Origin of the sequence: Marinobacter mangrovi, from assembly GCF_016798325.1 — a bacterium.
Classification (GTDB): Bacteria; Pseudomonadota; Gammaproteobacteria; order Pseudomonadales; family Oleiphilaceae; genus Marinobacter_A; species Marinobacter_A mangrovi.
This window is the reverse complement of sequence record NZ_JAERVO010000002.1, coordinates 265487-284676: the sequence shown is the minus strand read 5'-3', so window position 1 is coordinate 284676 and position 19190 is coordinate 265487. Positions and strand designations below refer to the sequence as shown.

The following is a 19190-nucleotide window of genomic DNA, read 5'->3' as shown; positions in this document are numbered from 1 at the left end:
TACGGATGCAGACGCGATACGTTGTAACTGCCTTTTGCCTCTGCCTTTTTGCCACCCAGGCCCTGGCATTACATCGCCTTAATCCCGACCAGTGCGAGCCCCTTCCGGACACGTCGGACTTCCATCTGGAAGCCATGGCCCGCTTCGCGGCACAAACCGATCACCACACACTCTGGACCGATCCGGCCCAACTGCGCAGCCTCCTGGCTCAACTGAACACGCTCTCGGACGACGGTCTGGTGCCGGCGGACTATTGGGCACCGGAGCTGCAGAAGGCGCTGGATCACCTGACCACCTGGGGCGAGTTGCCGGACTGCGACAAGCGCCTGGCGACGGATGCCTACCTGCGCGCCCTGTCGGATCTGCGCTACGGCAGGGCTTTCCAGAAGCAACCGCCGCCGATCTGGTATTCCCCCAACGTCGCCCGGAATGACGACCCGGCTGCCCTGGTGGATCAGGCGGTATCAGGCCTGCACGATATGGGCGGCGCCTTTGCCAACGCCCGCCCCCATACCGAACGTTATCGCAACCTGCGCAAGGGCTATGCCCAGGCCCGCAAAACCCTGCCGGATCACTGGGTCCAGCTTCCGGAAGGGCCAACCCTGGAGCACGGCGACTACGACGAGCGCGTTGCGCTGGTGCGTCGACGGCTGCTGACCCAGGGCTACCTGCCGTTACCACCGCGACCGGATGTCATGAGCCGGGTCTTCGACGACGAACTGGCGCTGGCGGTGGAACACTTCCAGGCCCGTCACAGCCTGGCCGTGGATGGCAAAATCGGTCCGCGGACGCTGCAGCAGCTGAACGTCAGCCCGCAGGAGCGGCTGGAGCAGATCCGGGCCAACCTGGAGCGTTTGCGCTGGCTGGCGCAGGATATGGAAAAGACACTGCTGCTGGTGGACATCGCCGCCGCCCGGATCGATTTCTACCAGGACGGCGAGCGGGTCTGGTCCGGCAAGGCCCAGGTCGGGCGCCCGAAGCGGGCCACGCCGGAGCTGAAATCCGTGATCACCCATGTCACCGTCAATCCGCACTGGACCATGCCCCGCAGCATTTTCCTGAAGGATGCCCTGCCCGCCATCCGACGCGATCCATCCTATCTCAGCGATCGCCACATCCGCATTTTCGACCGCTCGGGTCAGGAATGGCAGCAGGATGAGGTGGACTGGAGCGACCCGCGATACCTGACTTTCCGCCAGGATCCAGGGCCAGGAAACGCGCTGGGCCGGGTGGTGATTCGCTTCTCCAATCCGTATGCGGTGTACCTGCACGATACGCCCGCCGCCGGCCTGTTCAATTCACCGAACCGTTTCTACAGTTCCGGCTGCGTGCGGGTCCAGGGCGCGATGACGCTGACTCACCTGCTGTTCCGGGATGCCAGCCCCATGCTCAAGGAAGCATTCAACGCCGCGCTGGCCTCCGGCGAATCCCACAACGTCCACCTGCCCCACGGCGTCTATATCCTGATGGCCTACTGGACCGCCGAGGCGGACGCTAACGGGCAGATCACCTACCGACCGGATGTGTACGGCAGTGACCGTCCTCTGTTGGCACTGCTGGGCACGGAGCGACGTCAGCTGTAGCGCGGAAAAACGTCGGCGGTGCCGCCTTTGGACAACACCCACTGCCAGAGCTGGATATCCCGGGCCCGGAAAATGCCGGCGCAGGACATCAGGTAATAGCGCCACATTCGGTAGAACCGCTCTCCCAGCTTGTCGGCGAACCGTGGCCAGGCGGCCTCGAAATTGGCGTACCAGGCCATCAGGGTACGGTCGTAGTCGGGCCCAAAGTTGTGCAGATCCTCCACCACGAACAGGTTGTCCGCTGCATCGCCGATCTGGCCAACGGACGGCAGTTCGCCGTTGGGGAAAATATAGCGGTCGATCCAGGGGTCCGAGTAGGGTTTGCGTTCGTTCTTGCCGATGGTGTGTAGCAGGAACAGACCGCCCTCTTTCAGGCAGCGGTGCGCCACTTCCATAAAGGTGCGGTAGTTCTTGTCGCCGACGTGCTCGAACATGCCGACACTCACTACGCGGTCAAACGTTTCGTCGACCTCGCGGTAATCCTGCAACCGGAATTCCAGCGGCAAGTCGGGGTAGTGCTGCCTGGCCCAGTGCACCTGCTCCTCAGAGATGGTAAGGCCAACGCATTCCACCCCGTAGTGTTCAGCGGCATAGGCCATGAAGCTTCCCCAACCGCAGCCGATGTCCAGCACGCGCATGCCGGGCTCCAGCTGGAGTTTGCGGCAGATCAGGTCGAGCTTGGCTTCCTGCGCGTCATCCAGGGTGGTGGCGTCTTTCCAGTAGCCACAGGTATACGTCATACGACGATCCAACATCGCCTCGTAGAAGTCGTTACCCAGGTCGTAATGCTGTTCGCCCACCTGGCGCGCCCGGCGCCGCGTCTGGCGATTGACCAGCCGGCTTTTGAGGGCCTGCCAGATGGCAGTGGAAGGACGGACTTTCTCTTCAAGGTGGGCCCGCACCACCCGGTGGAAGAATTCGTCGAGTTGTTCGACGTCCCACTCGCCATCCATGTAGCTTTCGCCGAGACCGAGGCTGCCTCGGGCAAATACCCGCTCAGGGACACCTTCTGCATTGAGCTGCATGTCCCAGGGCTGCTCACCGCCAATCTCGATGCCCGCCTGCGCCATCAGATCCACCATCAGGCGATGAACGGACTTGTTCTCGGACAGGTACGGCGACTTTGGCTGGGTAGCCCTATCCATAACGCGTCACTCCTGCTACTGATGTCGGACGACTCGTCGAAATACCCCCTTGAAAGTAACGTCCCGCTATCGGGATTCAGAATTAGATCGTTTTTATCACTCAGTCAGTTTGTGGCTATATGGATCAACATATCATGTTCATCGGGCCCTTGAGTGGCCCCGGGCGTGATGAAATGGCCCTGTAAAAGGCTGTTAGTTGATCCGGATCAAGCCCTGTCGGCGTCATTCACGGCGTAACCCAGGCGAACGAAACCAGCCAGGTGCTGGCGCGGTCGGACAACACCCTGCGCCCGCTTGTCGGGCAATTTAAAGTTTAGACAGGTACGGGACAGCGGGCCCCGCTTTACAGTACGATCGCATTCCATGTTAAGCCGCTCCAATTACCACTGGCCGGCGTCCGTCGCCGCACTCGTCCTCCTGCCGTTCTTTTTCGTGGGAGGCCCCGACTGGTCTTCCGGTCCGCTGTTCAAGGCGGCCTGGAACCTCGGCCATATCATCTTCTTCACCCTGTTCACGCTGGCCGTGCGCCCACGCCGCTGGCTTAGTGGCGTCTGGCTGTGGCTGGCCTGTACGGCGTTCGTGACCGGCGTCGGCGTCATCATTGAACTGATCCAGGGCAATGTCGGGCGGGACAGCGACTGGCACGACATCTTCCGCAACCTGATCGGCACCTGGCTGGTGTTGGCCTGGGGCTATCGCCCACCGGCCATTACCTGGCGCCGGGCCCTCAACTGGGTGCTGCGTCTCACGGCCGTCGTACTGCTGATGATGGAGCTCCAGACCGTGGCCGCGGTGGCAGAGCAACAGTACCGGATCGCCAACCAGCTCCCGACCCTGTACAACTTCGATGATCCCCATCCCCTGCACTACTGGCGCGGTCGCGTTCATCGAACGAAGGACAACGCCAGCGATGTCGATGGCTTCCATCACAGCCTGCGCATGGATCTGCTGGGCATCAATCTCTACTCCGGCGCCTCGCTGGACAACCTGCCGGAGGACTGGCGCGGTTATGAGGCGCTGGATGTGGTGCTGTATAACCCGGACAGCACGCCGCTGGACATGACCATTCGCGTCAACGACATCGTCCACGACCGTGGCCACGGGGTCTACAGCGACCGTTTCAACAAGCGCCTGCACGTCAAACCCGGCCTCAATCGCTTCCACATTCCCATGTCGGACATCCGGAATGCGCCCAAGACACGCACCATGGACATGGACGAAATCCGCCGACTGGTCATTTTCACCACCCACCTCAAACAGCCGCGCAGCATCTACATCGTCCGCCTCGCCCTCGACTGAGGCGGACCGGTGCCCGCCTGATGGGCGGGCAGAACCAGGACAAAGACAGCTGCATGTTCGTGACCCTGCTGTGCCTGGTGATCGACACCCGATCCGGCGAAATCGAAATGGCGTCGGCCGGCCATAACGCCCCGCTACGCCATTACATCTGGATGCCGGATCGGCATTGATCCACTACACTGATGGGTGACGGAAGCTTTCAAAGGGAATCATGATGAATTCGGCGAGGACCGCCTGCTCACTGTCGCCGATTCCGCCCCACATGCGGATACGGCACTCATGGCAACACGCCTTGAGGCGGTCGCCGAATTCGCCGGCGATGCTCCGCAGTCCGATGACATGACCGTACTGACCCTCAAGCGCACATGACGACGACAACCCTGAGCCTGCAACTGACCAACAGCCTTGAGCTGCCCAATGCCCTGGCCTGGCTGGACGGCCACTTTGCCGAAGCCGGCGCCGACGAGACGGTCAGCGCTGAACTGAAGGTGGTGTTGGACGAACAGGTGGCGAATGTCCTCGACCATGGCAACGCGGATAACCAGCGCGTCAAGCTGTCCGTGGAACTGGAAATTGAGCCGGGCCACGTGGTACTGCGTTTCATTGATAACGGCGAACCGTTCGACCCCCTGTCCTCACCTCTGGAAACGGGCTTTGGCCCCTTTGAGGAACGTCCGGTCGGTGGTCCGGGGCTCTTGCTGATGCGCGAACTGACGGACGAGCAACACTACCGGCGCGCCGATCAACACAACGTGCTTGAACTGACCCGTTACTTCAATCCCCGTCCCAGAAAGGGATAACGCCGTAACTCTGTCAATCGATATCCGATCGTCCGGCACCACTGCGCTGAAGGTGTCCCTGGCCGGTTCGCTTGACAGCCAGACCGCACCGGAACTCGACGCCGCCCTCAACATATTCGCCAGCGAACAGGAAATGGACGATTACCTGGCGGCCATCCAATAGAGTGTGCCCCAGTAAGGCAGAGTCACGGCATCAGGCCGGCAGGCTGTCCAGCGCGGCCTGCAGCGTCTCGCCGATGCGGGCGTCGAGCTTGAGGGTGGACATATCGTCCGCGCGGGTGTGTCCCAGGTTCAGCGTCGCCATGGGTTTGCCCCACTCCCGGGCATAACGGCAGAAACGAAATCCTGAATACACCATCAATGACGAGCCAATCACCAGCAGACCGTCACTTTCCCGGAGGACGTCCAGTGCCCGCGTTACTCGCGGCTTGGGCACGAAATCCCCGAAAAACACCACGTCCGGTTTCAGGATGCCGCCACAATGGGGACAGTCGGCAACCTGGAATTCGCTGAAGTCCACGTCCAGGTCCGCGTCCCCGTCCGGTGCCGTAGCGGCGCTGAAGTGCCGGAAATCCGGGTTCATGTCGCTGCAGCGTTCGTGAACCTCGTCGCGGTTGCAGCGATACCCGCAATCCATGCAGATCACCTCGTCGGCCCGACCGTGCAGGTCGAGCACTGACTGGCTGCCGGCCCGCTGGTGCAAACGATCCACGTTCTGGGTCACCACCAGACGGGTGTGCGCCCTCTGCTCCAGTTCGGCCACCAGGAAATGAGCGGGATTGGGTTGGGCGTTGCGGATGACCGGCCAGCCGATCAGGCTGCGCCCCCAATAGCGCCGACGCACCTTGTCCTCGGTCATGAAGGATTGATGCTGCACCGGCTGCTTGCGTTTCCAGGCGCCCTTTCCGTCACGGTAATCGGGAATGCCCGAATCGGTGCTGACGCCGGCACCGGTCAGGATCAGCAGGTTGGGATGATGCTGGATAAAAGCCGACAGCTGCTCGCCCGCCTGCCGGGAGTGTTCATTGACTTCGGGGGCAGGGTCGGTGGTCATAGATGAGCTCCAATACAGTCGAGAACGTTGCGAGCGACGCGTACGTTGGGCTGACGCAGGAAGCCCAACACACAGAGTGTGCGGCCAATCTTCTCTAACCAGCCGGTTCTTGAAAATTCATGGTTCAATCCTGTACGCGATAACGGAGACGTCCGGTGTCCCCTTATTGTTGGGCTTCCTGCGTCAGCCCAACCTACACTCCTGAAACGTTTACAGCATTCTCTTTCGATGCTTCTACTTTAGAGACACGGGCTGCCGTCGCCAAGGGTTGAGCGTTTCGCGGTACCACTATTTGGCAGACCATTATCTGGCGCGTTAAATTACCCGCAGATACCCAAGGAGTCCCCCATGGCCGAACAGGACCACTGTCGCGAACTGCTGCTGGAAAACCAGCTGTGTTTTGCCCTGCATTCCACATCGCTGCTGATGACCAAGGTTTACAAACCCTTCCTTAAAGAATTGGGCCTGACGTACCCGCAGTACCTGGCCATGCTGGTGCTGTGGGAGTCGGATGGCATTACCGTCGGTGAGATGAGCAAACGCCTGTTGACCGATTCCGGATCACTCACCCCGCTGCTCAAGCGCCTGGAAGCCGACGGCCTGCTCAAGCGCGTACGCCGCCAGGCCGACGAACGGGTGGTAGAACTGCACCTGACCGAGGCCGGCCGAGCCATGCGCGACCGCGCCCGGGACATTCCCGCCTGCATCGTCAAAGCCAGTGACCGGGACGTCGATAGCCTCGTGGCCCTGAAAGAGGACCTTCTGAAACTGCGCAAGAGCCTGCAGGATGCGCTCTGACGGCACCTGGCCCGAGCGCGTGACGATTTATTCACCCATTTAACTTGCGCACAATATATTTGTGCGCTAATTTAATAAACACAGCGAGGCCATGACGTGACAGCGCGCCTCTGCAACCGCCGGGACAAGGTTAATTCCGGCAACCAGCTAAAGCCCATCAGGGCCTGAACAATTGAGGAGTGATTCTATGTCTCTTGAAAGTGTTGCCTATCGCGCCTATGCAGAAGCCACCGGGGGCCGTGTCGGTCGTGCCGTTTCATCCGACGGCGTGCTGGATGTCTCCCTGACGGTGCCCAAGGAAATGGGTGGCGCCGGCGGCGACGGCACCAACCCGGAACAGCTGTTTGCCGCGGGCTATTCCGCCTGTTTCATCGGTGCGATGCAGTTCGTCGCTGGTCGGGACAAGCTGTCCATGCCCAAGGATGCATCGATTGAAGGTGTGGTCGGGATTGGACCGCTCAACAACGGATTCGGCATTGAGGTAGAACTGCGCATCAGCCTGCCGGGTATGGACGATGAACAGGCCCAGACCCTGATCGACCGGGCCCACCAGGTCTGCCCTTACTCCAACGCCACCCGCAACAACATCGACGTCACACTGACCCGCGTCGATTAATGCATTGTGGCGCCGGCTCCCGAAGGGTGCCGGCGCCAGGATCATTCATCCGAGAAGTCGTTCATGCCATAGCGCTCGAGCCAGTCTTCGTACATCGGGGATGCCTTGAGATAGCGTATGGCGTCGCCAAAAGCATCGGCCAACCCTTCCGCATCCGGATACTGACGACTGATTGCCATGTAGATCGGGCTCATGTCCACCGGTGGACTGAGCAACCGGATCTCGTCCTCCACCCCTTGCCGCTTGGCCTCCAGCCGAATCGCGAAAGGATTGCCGATCGCGACATTAAAGCGCTCGCCGGCCACCATCCGCACCAGGGTTCTCTCATCCAGCACGCTGTCCTTGCGTATAAAATCCGCGTCGTCGAACGCCAGCCCATAGCTGTACCCGCGGATCATGCCGATCATCTGGCCCGACAGCGCATGGAGATCGCCATCAAATAACACATCCGAGTCGGTCCGGGTGAAGAACACATTGATTTCCGTGGCGTGCGGCTCGTGGACATAGATCACATCCCGGGCCCGCTCCGGCGTGTAGGAATAGGTCGTTACGATATCCACGCGGCCACGCTCCAGCGATTGCAGGACCCGCGGCCAGGATAAGCGTTTATAAGTGATACGGAGTTTGAGCTGATCGGCCAGGTAGTTGAGGACATCGACGGAAATGCCGGTCAGCTGCCCCGCCTCGGTGTAGTAAAAGGGGGGATAATCCACTTCGGCCAGGGCGGCAACCAGTACCCGACCCGGCTCGTCAGTGTCGGTCGACGCGGCCTCGTCTGACCAGCACCAACCGGACTGCAATAACAACACCCACAGCAGAATGCGAAATGGAATCGCCGTCAAACCCGTGTGCTCTTGCCTGGGACAGCGGCCGGACCTCCCGTCGAACCACTTGCCGAAAATAGTTAAGACGTCCCTGCATCCGCCTTTATATTAACGATAGTTCATTATTTCGAACCCGGCAGTAATATGCCAGCGACATTTGCTCATGCGTGCGTGCCCAATCACATCGCCGGGGTTGCGCTGTTGGAAAGTCACGTAAGGGGCAAGATCGACGGTGGCCGTCGGCAAAGCCGGTGATGTCCGACCAGGAGAAAAGCACCCCCGACGACAGGCGTCGGGGGTATAAGGCCTGCAGCGGCTCAGTGGCCGTAGATGCGCATCTGCGTGTTCTGTATGGACAGATCGTCAAACGCCACGGACCCGATGGAGGTGCCCCCCACCAGGACGCCGCCGATGTTCATGTCCGCATCGAAGGTGTTGAGATCCACCGCCAGGCTGTCGTTCCCCGCACCGTTAGGTGCCTTGTAGACGTCGATATCGGCAATCGCACCCAGGGTCACGATGTTCGGCGAGTCGTCGTAGCCGGCACCGGTCAGCTCCAGGTCGCGGATACCGACCGCCATGAACGGCACGTCCACGTCCATGTCGTCGATGGCGAAGCGGGTTTTCAGGTTGAGCTTGTCGGTGGCCGTGTCCACACGGATTTTCAGCTCGGTGGCGAGGCCTTCGATCGACAGGTTGTCCATAATCACCGTGCTGTCGGTATCGCCACGCAGTTCCCAGGCGCCGGTGCGCACCGCGAAGTCGATCGGCGAGCCGTAGAGCGGGAAGACGTCAATCGCCGCATCGCCGTCCTCCAACACGTCGATGTTGATCTTGATGTTATCGATCAGATCGGTGGCCTCATTGGGGATGGCAAAGCCCAGCTCCGAGAACATGTCGTCCCGGTTGGCGCCGCCGATAAAGACGTCGCTGACCGCCAGCGTGCCCTCGTCGGTGTAACGGACCTCGCCGATGTTGACCTGGGTTTCCAGTTCAATGGTGACACCGGCCTGGCCGGTAATGCCGCCCATTGCGGAGTCGTCGAGCGCCTTCAGTTCGGCCTGCGCCGCCAGGGGCAGTCCGGATACAGCCAGCGCCAGGGCTGTGAGTTTCAGGCTTTTCATAGTGATGTTCCCTTGTTGCTTGTTGTTATCGGGGGCCGCCTTGGCCCCCTACTGCGAGCATCAGGACGCCCCAGGGGGCGCCCGGCCATGCCTTACAGGTTGGGCGTCAGTGCCAGATCAATGGTGTTGCCGTCACCGGCCAGGAACAGGTTCAGGATGTCGGTCAGACCCCCACAATGTTCCAGAGGCGGCAGCGCATAGGTGCCAGTCAGGTTGCCACCTTCCAGCGGTGCGAAGGTTTCACCGTCCGGTGTCTGCATGTTGATGGTGACCGGCTCGACGGTGCGGCACTCGTCACCGCCACCGATCGGCAGCTTGAAGCCGAACAGGTTGACCGTGACCTTGGGCACGTTCACATACAGCACGGACTTGGCCGTCAGGGTGCCGTCGATCAGGGTGCCGGTGGTTTCATCAACCGGCTCAAACTCGACGTTCGCGGTGGCTTTCAGGCGCTTGAACAGCTTCAGCACCTGGAAAGAGCCGCTGGTCGGTTCGATGTTGAGGTCAGCGGTGTACATGCCAGTCGCCAGGTTCAATACGGCATCGATGGTCCCGTTGAGTGGCAGGCTGGAATCGGAGGCCTTGATGTGGGTGTTGCCTTCCAGATCCAGCAGGAAGTCGACGGTGCCGGAGCTGCCATCGTCGCCTTCGCCAGTCAGGGCCACGTCCACCGCCGGATTCTCGGCGTCGTCCGACTCGATGGTCAGGGTGGCGGCACTCGCAGCCGCTGTGTTGGCGGTGTAGGTCACGGTGACCGTGCAGCTTTCGTCCGCCGCCACGGTGGCGCAGTCGCTGGTCTGCATGAAGTCTCCGGCATTAGCGCCACTCAGGGAGATCGCCGTGACGTTCAGGGCCGCCGAACCGGTGTTGTTGACGGTCACCGTCTTCTCGCTGCTGGTGCCCACCTGGATGGTGCCGAAGTCGACACTGGCCGGGTCGACACTGATTTCCGGCAACGCCTGCATGTAGCTGGTGCCGGTCAGCGGTATCTCAACGGTCGGATTCTCCGGATCGCCGGACTGGATGGTCAGCGTGGCGGTCTGGTCGCCCTCGCCGGTGGCGTAGTAGGTCAGGTCGACGCTGCAGCTTTCACCCGGCGCCACCGTCGTACAGTTGTTGGTCTGCATGAAGGCATCTGCGTTGGCACCACCCAGGGTAATGCCGTTGACGCCCAGGGCCGCACCGCCTTCGTTGGAGACCGTGACCGACTGTTCGCCGGTCAAGCCGGACTGCACGTCACCGAAGTCCACTTCCTCAGGCGCCACGGCGATGGACGGCTCGGGGTCCGGCTCGCCGCTCACGATCTGGAAGGTCTGCAGGACCGTGTCCTGATCCGCGAGCTGGGTACAGTCCGCGGTGAACTGACCGATGGGATCCGGCGCGATGCTGCCGTCGGCGGTGCGCGCAGTCATTTCCAGCACCAGGCCGCCAACGTTGATGGTGCCCTCGCCCACCTGGGCGGCGGTGAAGGTCTGGGCGGCCGCTTCGCCGGAGGCCGGAATGGTGAACGACCCGCTGGTATCGGGGATGTCCGATTGCGGAATCGTCAGCGGCACCACGATTTCCTGGTCACCGGTGACCGTACTGATGATGTTGGTGGATGTGGCGGTGCCCTCAATGGTCGCCGAGCCCACGAGCTTCAGGCCGGTGCGCGAGGTCTCGTTGACGGTGGTAATTGCTTCGATCTGGAACGGACCAACGGCTTCACCCACCGTCGCCTCGGACGGGATGTCCGATGAGATCTCGGCCACGATGGGCTGTTCCCCGATCAGCGGGAACGGACAGGTGTATTGAAGGGTCAGGGATACAGGTTCGGCGGTCGCAGCGCCACTGGCCGCCATGAGTGCCGCGGCGCCAATGGCGGACGGCAACAGGCGCGTTTTCCTGCGTACAGTCGTCGAATTCATGATTCGTCCTCTAAGTGAGCGTATTTACTGTTTTTGTAGGGCTCGCAGACTGCATCGATGAGGTCCGATCTTGCGGCGTCTCCTTGTCATCTGCATTCGTCATGACAGATAACTGCCAGGGCCCTGTGAAAGCAGGCAGGGCCGTTCGCACCGGCCGGCTCGGGCACAGTGCGTCACTGTTATTAAGCGGGTTGAGAGGCAAGACGGTCATTGCCAGAAACGGCAAGGGCTTTGACAAAAACGGAAAGCGGAGCGGCTATTCGCGGGAATCGTGAAACGGGTCAAATTTCTTGAATGTCTCGCAGACTGGCCCGATCAGCCATCAAGGATCAGCGGCCCTGACGACGCACTTCGCCCGGTGTTTGACCGGTCCAACTGCGGAAAGCCCGGGTGAAGCTGGCCTGGTCACTGAACCCCATCCTGTCGGCAATCACATCCAGCGGTAGGTCCGTCTCGGTCAGGTAGCGCGTGGCGAAGGTGCGCCGGATGTCGTTGCGGATGTCGCGAAACGAGGTGTTCGCTTGCGCCAGGTGATGACGCAGAGAGCGTGGGCTCATATCGAGGTCGGCGGCGACGGTGTCCAGGTCCCCGCCCCGCCCCGGGTGATTCATCAAACGTTCACGCACCCGGGTAACGATCTCGCGGACGGATTCCGGCTCCATTTCCTCCCGAGAGCGGGCGCGCGCCAGGGAATAGGCCAGGTCCTGCTCGGAATCCTTCGTCGGCCCTCCGGTCAGCGGCATGGTGACCTGGTTGAAAGGACAGCCAAAGTGCATTTCCGACCCCCGGGCCAGCTTCTCCCAGTGCCGGGGATCCACGCTGCTCGGGAAGTCGAACTCGAAGCGAAAATGACTGCAGACCTGCGACGCCAGCGCGTGGATGCTCCCCATGTAGATTTTGGCCATGAAGGCGCGCAGCTCACCCAGATCCCAGTTGTCCCGCAAGCGGATACTGACGCTGGAGCCGGTCGAACTCAATTCCATGTCCATAACCGGCAGACACACCCGCAGATACTGGACGATCATGCTGACCAGCTTGCGACGATCCTGCTCCTGCTGACCCAGCAGTGCGTAACCGAGCAGCCCGTGGGCCGGAAAATCCAGTTGCTGACCGAATTCGAAGGGCGTTCGCTCGTCCTGTATCAGCCACTCGGCCTGGTGGATGATGCCGATGACCTGATTCATCGACAGGAAAGCCTCGGGGTTGGCCAACTGATCCACATCGACACCGGATTCCTTCAGGAGCGCCCGACGCCCGATGCCCTTGCCTTCCATAAAGCGAACGAAACGGCGCGCATAGCGCACCGAAACGATAGGCACGTTGTAAGCCATGCGGTTGGACGATTGCATCGCGTGTCATCCATGAGTCAGTAATGTAGAGGATTGTTGTTATTGAGCCTCTGACTGCCGGCGATGTCCGTGTCGCCCAGAAGTACATCTCCACTGCACAGGCCTTCTTTCGACCGGCACAGACCGCGAGGAGATGAGCGGAGTATAGGAAGCGTGACGCGGTGGTTTTCTGCCAACCGGTCACGCTTTGTTCACAATGGCCGGATATGACAACCCGACCGGGTCACTTTGCAAAGGGGGTCAGGCAGTCCAGCCGTTGACCGCCAGCGGTGTCGGGACTCGCTCCACCAGGACGCGACCATCCCGGACCGAAGCCAGCACTGGCGACTGGTTGCGCAGGACATCGTAGGGGGTGGCGCCGTTCAGCACGACACAACGCGCCGGGAGGCCGGTCCCGATGCCGTATTCCGACAGGTTGAGAACGGCAGCGCCGTTGTCGGTGATCAGCTCCAGCGCGGTTTCAATACGGTCCATGCCCAACATGTGGCAAGCGTGCAGCCCGACATCCAGCGTGCGCAGCAGGTTGCCATTGCCCATCGGGTACCAGGGGTCGCGGATCGAGTCCTGCCCCATCGCCACCTTGAGTCCGGCATCCAGCAGTTCCGGCACGCGGGTAATGCCTCGGCGCTTGGGATAGCCGTCAAAACGTCCCTGCAGGTGGAGGTTTTCGGTCGGCAGGGCGACAAAGCGGAGGTCAGCCTTGGTCAGCAGGCGGAACAGACGGCTGCAATAAGCATCGTCATAGGAGTGCATGGCGCAGGTGTGGCTGGCACTCACCCGACGTCCGTAATCCCGGGCCAGGGCCTCAGCGGCAAGGACCTCCAGGAAGCGCGAGGCCGGATCGTCAATTTCGTCGCAATGGACATCCACCAATCGATCGTGGCGCTCCGCCAGGTCCATCAGGAAACGCACCGACTCGGCACCATAGTCCCGGGTATGTTCGAAATGCGGAATACCGCCCACCACGTCCGCGCCGATCTCCAGGGCTTTGCCCATCAGGTCGCGCCCCCCGGGAAACGACAGGATGCCCTCCTGCGGAAACGCCACAATCTGCAGATCGACGAAGTCGCTGACCCGCTCGCGTACCTCCACCATGGCTTCCAGTGCGACCAGCGATGGGTCGGTAACATCCACATGAGTACGCACATACTGGATGCCGTGGGCGGCGAACAGGCGCAGGGTGTCTTCGGCCCGCTGGATCACGTCATCCCGCGACAGCATCGGCTTGCGCTCGGCCCAGCACTCGATGCCTTCGAACAACGTGCCGCTGCGATTCCAGCGGGGCTCCCCGGCCGTGAGGGCGGCATCCAGGTGGATGTGGGGCTCGACAAACGGCGGCGTTACCAGATTACCGCCGGCATCCAGCTCCCCGTCGGCCACCGGGGTGAGATCCTCCAGTGCCTGTGGCGCACCAAACCGGCCATCGCGGATCGGCAGTCGGAACAGACCGGTCTGCCCCGGCAACCGGGCGTTGGTGATGGCACTTGCTTGTGGGGTCATGTCGTGTCTCCTGGGACGTGCATACCGTCGCGTGGCGGCCTGAGTAGGGCCCGCGCCAGTATCAGGGTTTCCAGATCGTCCGGCGAGTCGGGGTTCAGTCCGGTCTCGCGGAACAGTTTATCCAATCGATAGCGCACACTGTTGCGGTGGGCGCCCAGTGAGGCGGCCGCAGCGCTGATGTTACCGCCATGAACCAGCCAGGCATCCAATGTGGGCGCCAGCTTGTCCAGTAAAGCCAAACGGTGGTTGAGTCCCGGCCCCAAGAGGCTTTCCAGGGACTCGCGTGGGCCCAGTTTCTGCCGGAGACGCTCGACCAGGGTCAACGCGTCTCCGGTGTTGAAACGGGCCTGATGCTCGTCGGCAATAATCGCCCGCGAGACCACCTCGGTCACCGTCACCATTGGCAGCGAATAGGGCTGCTCCAGCAGGGGCAATTGGCATTCATCCGCCAGACGCACCAGCGACGCGGGCAACTGACCGATGTAGGCAGCGCCGGTGAGCACCACCAATCCGGCGATATTGGCATCGACCCCCTCATAGACCAGCTCGGACAGATTTTCCGGGCTGCGGTGGCGGCTGATGCCTGTGATAAACACCAGCTCGCCGCCTTTTACCCAGGGTTTGAACGAGCGGTTTTCAGCCACATACGGCCAGCGCACCACTCGGTCGGCACCGGCCTTGCCACCACGCAGCTGGATGGCCTCGAGGCCGGACAGACCGGGAATAGCGGCGCAGGTGATGGCCACGGATCAGGCCGCCCTGGCCTGCCCGGCCCGCTTCGCCCGCACGGCATCAGTGGCCAGGTGAATCAGGCTGTAGCCCAGCGCCGCAATCACCACGCCCACCACCGGCGCCACCCAGGGCGACGTGTAGGCCGCCAGCGACCCCACGGCGTAGGCCACCAGACCGGTGACATTGAACGCCGGGATCGTCGCCGTATCGAGGTCCGGATAACGGCCCCGGCAACCCACCCAGAAGTTGGCCATGATCACACCGCCTACGGGCGGGATGAAGGTGCCCAGCAGGATCAGGAATGGAATCAGCCACTCATACATTCCCAGCACCGCCAGCACGGTTCCGACCGCCGCACCGATCACCGTCACCAGCTTGCGGCGCCGGGTGCGGAACATGTTGCAGCCGGCCACCGCGAAGTTATAGACGGTGTTGTCCTGGGTGGTCCAGAGATTGAGGAACAGCATCAGGATGCCCAGTGTCGCCAGCCCCTGGGTGACCATGATGTCGACAATGTCCGATTGCTGGTAAACCAGGGCACCGAAGGCGCCCACCAGCGTCATCAGACCATTGCCCAGGAAGAAAGCCGCCAGCGTGGCGATGACTGCCGTCTTGCCGGAGCGGGCAAAGCGTGTCCAGTTGGTCGCCTGGGTGCCGCCACTGACGAACGTGCCGAACACCAGGGTAATGGCGGCAGCGACGCCCATGTCATCGGTGGGTACGATGGCGCCCAGACCGGCCAGGCCACCCCCGTCCTCGGTGGCGATGCTCATGCTCACCGCGATCAGAACCATCATCGCCGGAACGGCAAAGCGGGATAGCCACTCCAGCCCTTTATAGCCGATAAACGCGCTGATACAGAATCCGAAGCCGAACACCACCATCAGCGGCAAGGTCCAGGCTTCGGACAACCCCGTCATCTTGACCAGCAGCAGCGCCATGGTGGCCGTGCCCCAGGCATACCAGCCAATCTGGGTAAAGCCGAGAATAAAGTCAGACAGCCGGCTGCCCATCTGGCCAAAGGCAAACCGACTCATCAAGGCGGTGTTCAGACCTGAGTGCGCGGCGATGTATGCCAGGATGGCGGCGTAGACACCCAGCAGCAGGTTGCCCGCCAGCAGCACCAGGAGCATGGTATGGAAATCGAAAGCGGTGCCGACCGATCCTCCGGCCCACATGGTGGCGGTAAAAAAGGTAAAGCCCAGCAATACCAGCCCCATCGACCAGACGCTCTTACGGGCCGTCTGGGGCACAGCACTCAGCGGATAATCCTGTTCTTCAGGTTGGGTTGGATGGCTCATTGGTTGGTCTCCCGTTCGTGTGATCCGTCACGGCAGCTATTGGCAATGGCTGTGCCAGACCCACCCTGTTGTCGGTATCCCGCTTTACGGAACCGGCATTTATTGTGCAACCTGCACAATAAAAACGGAAAATCGCAAGAATGGCCTATCCGGACGCACATCCATAGTGCAATTTTGGCAATCCCGCACCCGAAGGGTTCATTGGATTGCTTTCATAGACATGAGCTATCAAAAGATAAGTGAATCTACGTTGTTTAAAACCGGGGGTTCGCCCCTATACTTGAAGTAGACCCTGAAGAAAGTTGTCCTTTTCTCAGGTCACCGTTGCAGTCAACCCATTCAGGGAGACGCCATGCAGAACACCGCGCTCAGCCGCATACTGATCGTACTGGCGATTTCGCTTTTCGTCGTCGGCAGTACGCTGTCCCATCCGTCCAATCTGGCGGTGGATCAGGCTGTAGTCAGCGGGTACAGCATGGACATGAGCGGCGACCTTGCCGACGACGGCCCGTCGCCGGGCGACTTTTTCATTTTCTTCCTGACCACCGGTGTCATCGCACTGGTCGGCTTGCAGCAACTGGTGGGCAGTACGCCACAGCCCGCCAAACGCGCCAAAGAAGTCTATTACCCGGTCCAGCCCCAGGGCCCACCCTCTCCATTCTGATTCCGTGAATGCCCGTTCCGGTTCTGTGACGTCCCGATGGCGTCTGCCGGACTCCAACGACATCGAATTGAGAGTGATTGTTTTTATGATGAATTACCGTGCATTACCCACCAGTGAAGTCATTGGCAGCCAGCGTATTGTAGAGCCCAACCTGTCCCCGGAACTGACGCCGGATGACCCGGCCACGTCCGTGATGCGGGATTTCCGCAAGAAGCGTCCAGCCACCATCAGCGCCGATCTTCATATTCCTGAAGCGCGTGTGCTGATGAAAACGGCGGATGTCCCCCTGAAGCTGGTTGTTAATCGTGTGGGCGAGTTTATCGGGATCATTTCCCTGAAAGACATCCTGGGCAAGAAGGCGATGTCCAAGGCCCACGGCATGGGTGTCGGTGTGGAAGAAGTCCAGGTGCGTGACATCATGCATCCGGCCAACGAATTCCCGAGCATCCATATCCGCAACCTGCACGACATGCGGATCGGCGATGTGGTGGAGACCTTCAACCGGACCAAATCCGACCACTTCCTGGTGTTCGAGGACGACGCTGAAAATCCTGGCAACACCTGCCTGTGCGGCCTGATCTCCGCCAGCCTGGTCGCCCGCCGGCTGCATATCGCCCTTGATAGCAGCGCCCGGGCACGGTCCTTCTCGGACATCGTGAACGCCGTTCACGGTCACTTCGAGTAAGTCGTCAGCGGTCTTTCCCGGCCCCTGAGGCCGGTCGCTTCATGCCGGGGCGCGCTGTCAGGCGTGCTCCCGGCGCTCACGCAGAGCCGCAAATGCATCTTCCCGCCAGGGGCGGTGCGTCGCCCACTCAAGGTCATCCCGCTTGAGTCCCAGTGCTTCGAGAGCCGCATCGTCCAGCACCAGCAGGTGCCGTAACTGGCGCCGCTTACGCCACAGGCGATACCAGTGATCCATACCTTCGGTCAAAGCCACCGGTGGCATGGCCGGCATGTAAAATTCCGGCACCTGTCGTGTCGTCGACTTGGTCGTCTTTATGGTGGGTTGTTTGGATCGGTTCATGATGCTCACCTCCTCGGAGGTTCGTCACTGACCGGGCGCTTTCGCCTGACGGTCTTCACCATTAAAGATTGCGCCTCTCCCGAGGTTTTATCAATTGAAAGCGCCGCCCAATCACCGCCGTCTTTTGCTGAATCGACGCCCGCCCGAGTGACATTCTCTGACGACCGGGACCGTTGATCTCGGTCATCTGTCGGGGGAAAAATCCATCACAGCCATAGCGAATGCCGATTTTCACGGGCCGCCTCGAATCGTTAGCATGATAGCTATCGAGACCCAGGCAAGGAGATGCTCATGGCTGACAACGCGGTATCCGGAGAAACGACGTCGAAACAGGCGTTGGTGGTCGAAGGGGGTGCCATGCGCGGCATCTTTGCGGCGGGCGTGCTCGATGCCTTCCTGGCCAACGATTACCTGCCCTGGGATTTCACTGTCGGCGTTTCGGCGGGCTCAACCAACCTGATTGGCTATCTGGCCGGGGACTTTGGTCGCAATTACCGGGTCATCACCGATCACGCCTGCCGGCCGGAATTCATCAACTGGCGACGGTTCCTCCGCGGTGGTCATCTCTGTGATGTGCGCTGGCTGTGGCAGCAATCCTTCGCCGACGTCTGGCTCAATCTCGAGCGTTTTCACCAGCAGGCGATCCCGTTGTGGGTCGCGACCACCGCCATCAACAGCGGCGAGCCCCACTACTACCAGATCGACCGGAATAACCTGCACGATGTGTTTACCGCGTCCTGTTCGATCCCGATCGCCTTCCGCGACTTTCCTCAGATCGAAGGCGAGCCAATGACCGACGGAGGTATTGCCGACTCCATCCCCGTCCGCTGGGCCTATGAACAGGGAGCCCGGGATATCACGGTGGTTCTGTCCAAGCCCCAAGGTTTCCGCAAGAAGCCCGGCCGTTTTCCCGGACTGATCCGCCCCTTGATCGGTAAGCATCCCGCGCTTTACGAGGCCGTCAGAACCCGGCCCGACCGGTACAACGACACGTTGGATTTTATCGATAATCCGCCCGAGGACTGTCGGGTCCGGGTGATAGCACCGCCCGAGGATTTCCCGGTCGGACGGCTGACTACGGACGCGGACAAACTGGATAAGGGCTATCGCCAGGGCATGCAAACCGGCAGCGACTACCTGGCGGCGGCCGGCCTTGAGAAGCCGCTGCCCCAGGCCTGTTAGCGCAGCTGACTGTCCTTGCTCCCACGCCGGTTGTAGCCGGCAACGGGGCCTTCTTCACGGTCCCGTTCTTCCTGACACTTCACGCAAAGCCGCACACCCGGCAGTGCCTCTCGTCGCGCCTTCGGTATCTCCGCGTCACACTCTTCGCAGTGGGTCAGGCTCTCACCCGCGGGCAGCCGGCTGCGCGCCCGCTCCAGCGCATCTTCCACCGTGCTGTCGATCTGGTCCTGAACGGCACCATCCCGACTCCATCCTCCGGCCATGATGTACCTCCCGGTTAACTGACTG

General features: G+C 61.3%; 21 protein-coding genes. 10 read left to right on the top strand and 11 right to left on the bottom strand.

Annotation, left to right across the window (positions count from 1 at the left end; genetic code table 11):
• The first annotated feature begins 5 nt into the window (after positions 1 to 5).
• A complete protein-coding gene (locus JL474_RS07265; protein WP_203141531.1) occupies positions 6 to 1583 on the top strand; it encodes a L,D-transpeptidase family protein in 1578 nt (525 codons plus the stop codon).
• Here the strand turns inward: JL474_RS07265 and cfa are convergent.
• On the bottom strand, positions 1574 to 2728 hold the full coding sequence (cfa, locus tag JL474_RS07260) for a cyclopropane fatty acyl phospholipid synthase (protein ID WP_203141530.1): 1155 nt from the start codon (positions 2726 to 2728) through the stop codon (positions 1574 to 1576). The two genes, JL474_RS07265 and cfa, sit on opposite strands and share 10 nt — an antisense overlap.
• 363 nt (positions 2729 to 3091) lie before the next feature.
• Here cfa and JL474_RS07255 point away from each other — a divergent pair, with 363 nt between their 5' ends.
• From JL474_RS07255 to JL474_RS07240, 4 genes are read left to right on the top strand one after another with little or no spacing between them, the layout of a single operon-like run.
• A complete protein-coding gene (locus JL474_RS07255; RefSeq protein WP_203141529.1) occupies positions 3092 to 4027 on the top strand; it encodes a succinyl-CoA synthetase subunit beta in 936 nt (311 codons plus the stop codon).
• Positions 4028 to 4047: 20 nt separating this feature from the next.
• Positions 4048 to 4197: a SpoIIE family protein phosphatase gene (locus JL474_RS21625; RefSeq protein WP_203141528.1), complete on the top strand. Its 150-nt coding sequence runs from the start codon at positions 4048 to 4050 to the stop codon at positions 4195 to 4197.
• A 16-nt stretch (positions 4198 to 4213) separates the two neighbouring features.
• Entirely contained in the window at positions 4214 to 4396 is a 183-nt protein-coding gene (locus JL474_RS21620) for a SpoIIE family protein phosphatase (RefSeq protein ID WP_203141527.1), read from the top strand.
• Positions 4393 to 4827 (top strand): ATP-binding protein, encoded by a 435-nt coding sequence (locus JL474_RS07240; protein ID WP_203141526.1) that lies wholly within the window; start codon positions 4393 to 4395, stop codon positions 4825 to 4827. Before JL474_RS21620 ends, JL474_RS07240 begins: the two co-directional genes overlap by 4 nt.
• Before the next feature lie 193 nt (positions 4828 to 5020).
• Here JL474_RS07240 and JL474_RS07235 read toward each other — a convergent pair whose 3' ends face one another.
• The gene (locus JL474_RS07235) at positions 5021 to 5881 is read right to left on the bottom strand and encodes an NAD-dependent protein deacetylase (protein WP_203141525.1); all 861 of its coding nucleotides are present in this window, start codon (positions 5879 to 5881) and stop codon (positions 5021 to 5023) included.
• A 348-nt stretch (positions 5882 to 6229) separates the two neighbouring features.
• Between JL474_RS07235 and JL474_RS07230 the strand changes: the two genes are divergently transcribed.
• A complete protein-coding gene (locus JL474_RS07230) occupies positions 6230 to 6679 on the top strand; it encodes a MarR family winged helix-turn-helix transcriptional regulator (protein WP_203141524.1) in 450 nt (149 codons plus the stop codon).
• Between the two features lie 187 nt (positions 6680 to 6866).
• Positions 6867 to 7295, top strand: a complete 429-nt coding sequence (locus tag JL474_RS07225) for an organic hydroperoxide resistance protein (RefSeq protein ID WP_203141523.1) — start codon at positions 6867 to 6869, stop codon at positions 7293 to 7295.
• Positions 7296 to 7336: 41 nt separating this feature from the next.
• Here JL474_RS07225 and JL474_RS07220 read toward each other — a convergent pair whose 3' ends face one another.
• From JL474_RS07220 to codB, 7 genes are all read right to left on the bottom strand, one after another.
• Positions 7337 to 8137: a substrate-binding periplasmic protein gene (locus JL474_RS07220; protein ID WP_203141522.1), complete on the bottom strand. Its 801-nt coding sequence runs from the start codon at positions 8135 to 8137 to the stop codon at positions 7337 to 7339.
• A gap of 299 nt (positions 8138 to 8436) precedes the next feature.
• Entirely contained in the window at positions 8437 to 9243 is an 807-nt protein-coding gene (locus JL474_RS07215) for a DUF6160 family protein (RefSeq protein WP_203141521.1), read from the bottom strand.
• Positions 9244 to 9335: 92 nt separating this feature from the next.
• Positions 9336 to 11150, bottom strand: coding sequence for a choice-of-anchor D domain-containing protein (locus JL474_RS07210; RefSeq protein ID WP_236012103.1), 1815 nt, complete (start codon positions 11148 to 11150; stop codon positions 9336 to 9338).
• 329 nt (positions 11151 to 11479) lie between these two features.
• Complete coding sequence (locus JL474_RS07205; RefSeq protein ID WP_203141520.1) at positions 11480 to 12499, bottom strand: AraC family transcriptional regulator; 1020 nt, start codon at positions 12497 to 12499, stop codon at positions 11480 to 11482.
• A gap of 240 nt (positions 12500 to 12739) precedes the next feature.
• Positions 12740 to 13999 carry a cytosine deaminase gene (gene codA, locus JL474_RS07200; protein WP_203141519.1) on the bottom strand — a complete coding sequence of 420 codons (1260 nt, stop codon included), beginning with the start codon at positions 13997 to 13999 and terminating at the stop codon, positions 12740 to 12742.
• The gene (locus tag JL474_RS07195) at positions 13996 to 14745 is read right to left on the bottom strand and encodes a PucR family transcriptional regulator (protein WP_203141518.1); all 750 of its coding nucleotides are present in this window, start codon (positions 14743 to 14745) and stop codon (positions 13996 to 13998) included. The genes codA and JL474_RS07195 overlap by 4 nt, the downstream gene beginning before the upstream one ends.
• 3 nt (positions 14746 to 14748) lie before the next feature.
• The gene (gene codB / locus JL474_RS07190) at positions 14749 to 16032 is read right to left on the bottom strand and encodes a cytosine permease (protein WP_203141517.1); all 1284 of its coding nucleotides are present in this window, start codon (positions 16030 to 16032) and stop codon (positions 14749 to 14751) included.
• A 352-nt stretch (positions 16033 to 16384) separates the two neighbouring features.
• Here codB and JL474_RS07185 point away from each other — a divergent pair, with 352 nt between their 5' ends.
• Complete coding sequence (locus JL474_RS07185) at positions 16385 to 16696, top strand: hypothetical protein (RefSeq protein WP_203141516.1); 312 nt, start codon at positions 16385 to 16387, stop codon at positions 16694 to 16696.
• An 85-nt stretch (positions 16697 to 16781) separates the two neighbouring features.
• Positions 16782 to 17381 carry a CBS domain-containing protein gene (locus tag JL474_RS07180; RefSeq protein WP_123632858.1) on the top strand — a complete coding sequence of 200 codons (600 nt, stop codon included), beginning with the start codon at positions 16782 to 16784 and terminating at the stop codon, positions 17379 to 17381.
• A gap of 57 nt (positions 17382 to 17438) precedes the next feature.
• Here the strand turns inward: JL474_RS07180 and JL474_RS07175 are convergent, their stop codons facing one another.
• Entirely contained in the window at positions 17439 to 17720 is a 282-nt protein-coding gene (locus tag JL474_RS07175) for a DUF1127 domain-containing protein (RefSeq protein WP_123632860.1), read from the bottom strand.
• A 291-nt stretch (positions 17721 to 18011) separates the two neighbouring features.
• Between JL474_RS07175 and JL474_RS07170 the strand changes: the two genes are divergently transcribed.
• Positions 18012 to 18902, top strand: a complete 891-nt coding sequence (locus JL474_RS07170) for a patatin-like phospholipase family protein (protein WP_203141515.1) — start codon at positions 18012 to 18014, stop codon at positions 18900 to 18902.
• Here JL474_RS07170 and JL474_RS07165 read toward each other — a convergent pair.
• On the bottom strand, positions 18899 to 19165 hold the full coding sequence (locus tag JL474_RS07165) for a DksA/TraR family C4-type zinc finger protein (protein ID WP_123632864.1): 267 nt from the start codon (positions 19163 to 19165) through the stop codon (positions 18899 to 18901). The two genes, JL474_RS07170 and JL474_RS07165, sit on opposite strands and share 4 nt — an antisense overlap.
• Positions 19166 to 19190 lie beyond the last annotated feature (25 nt).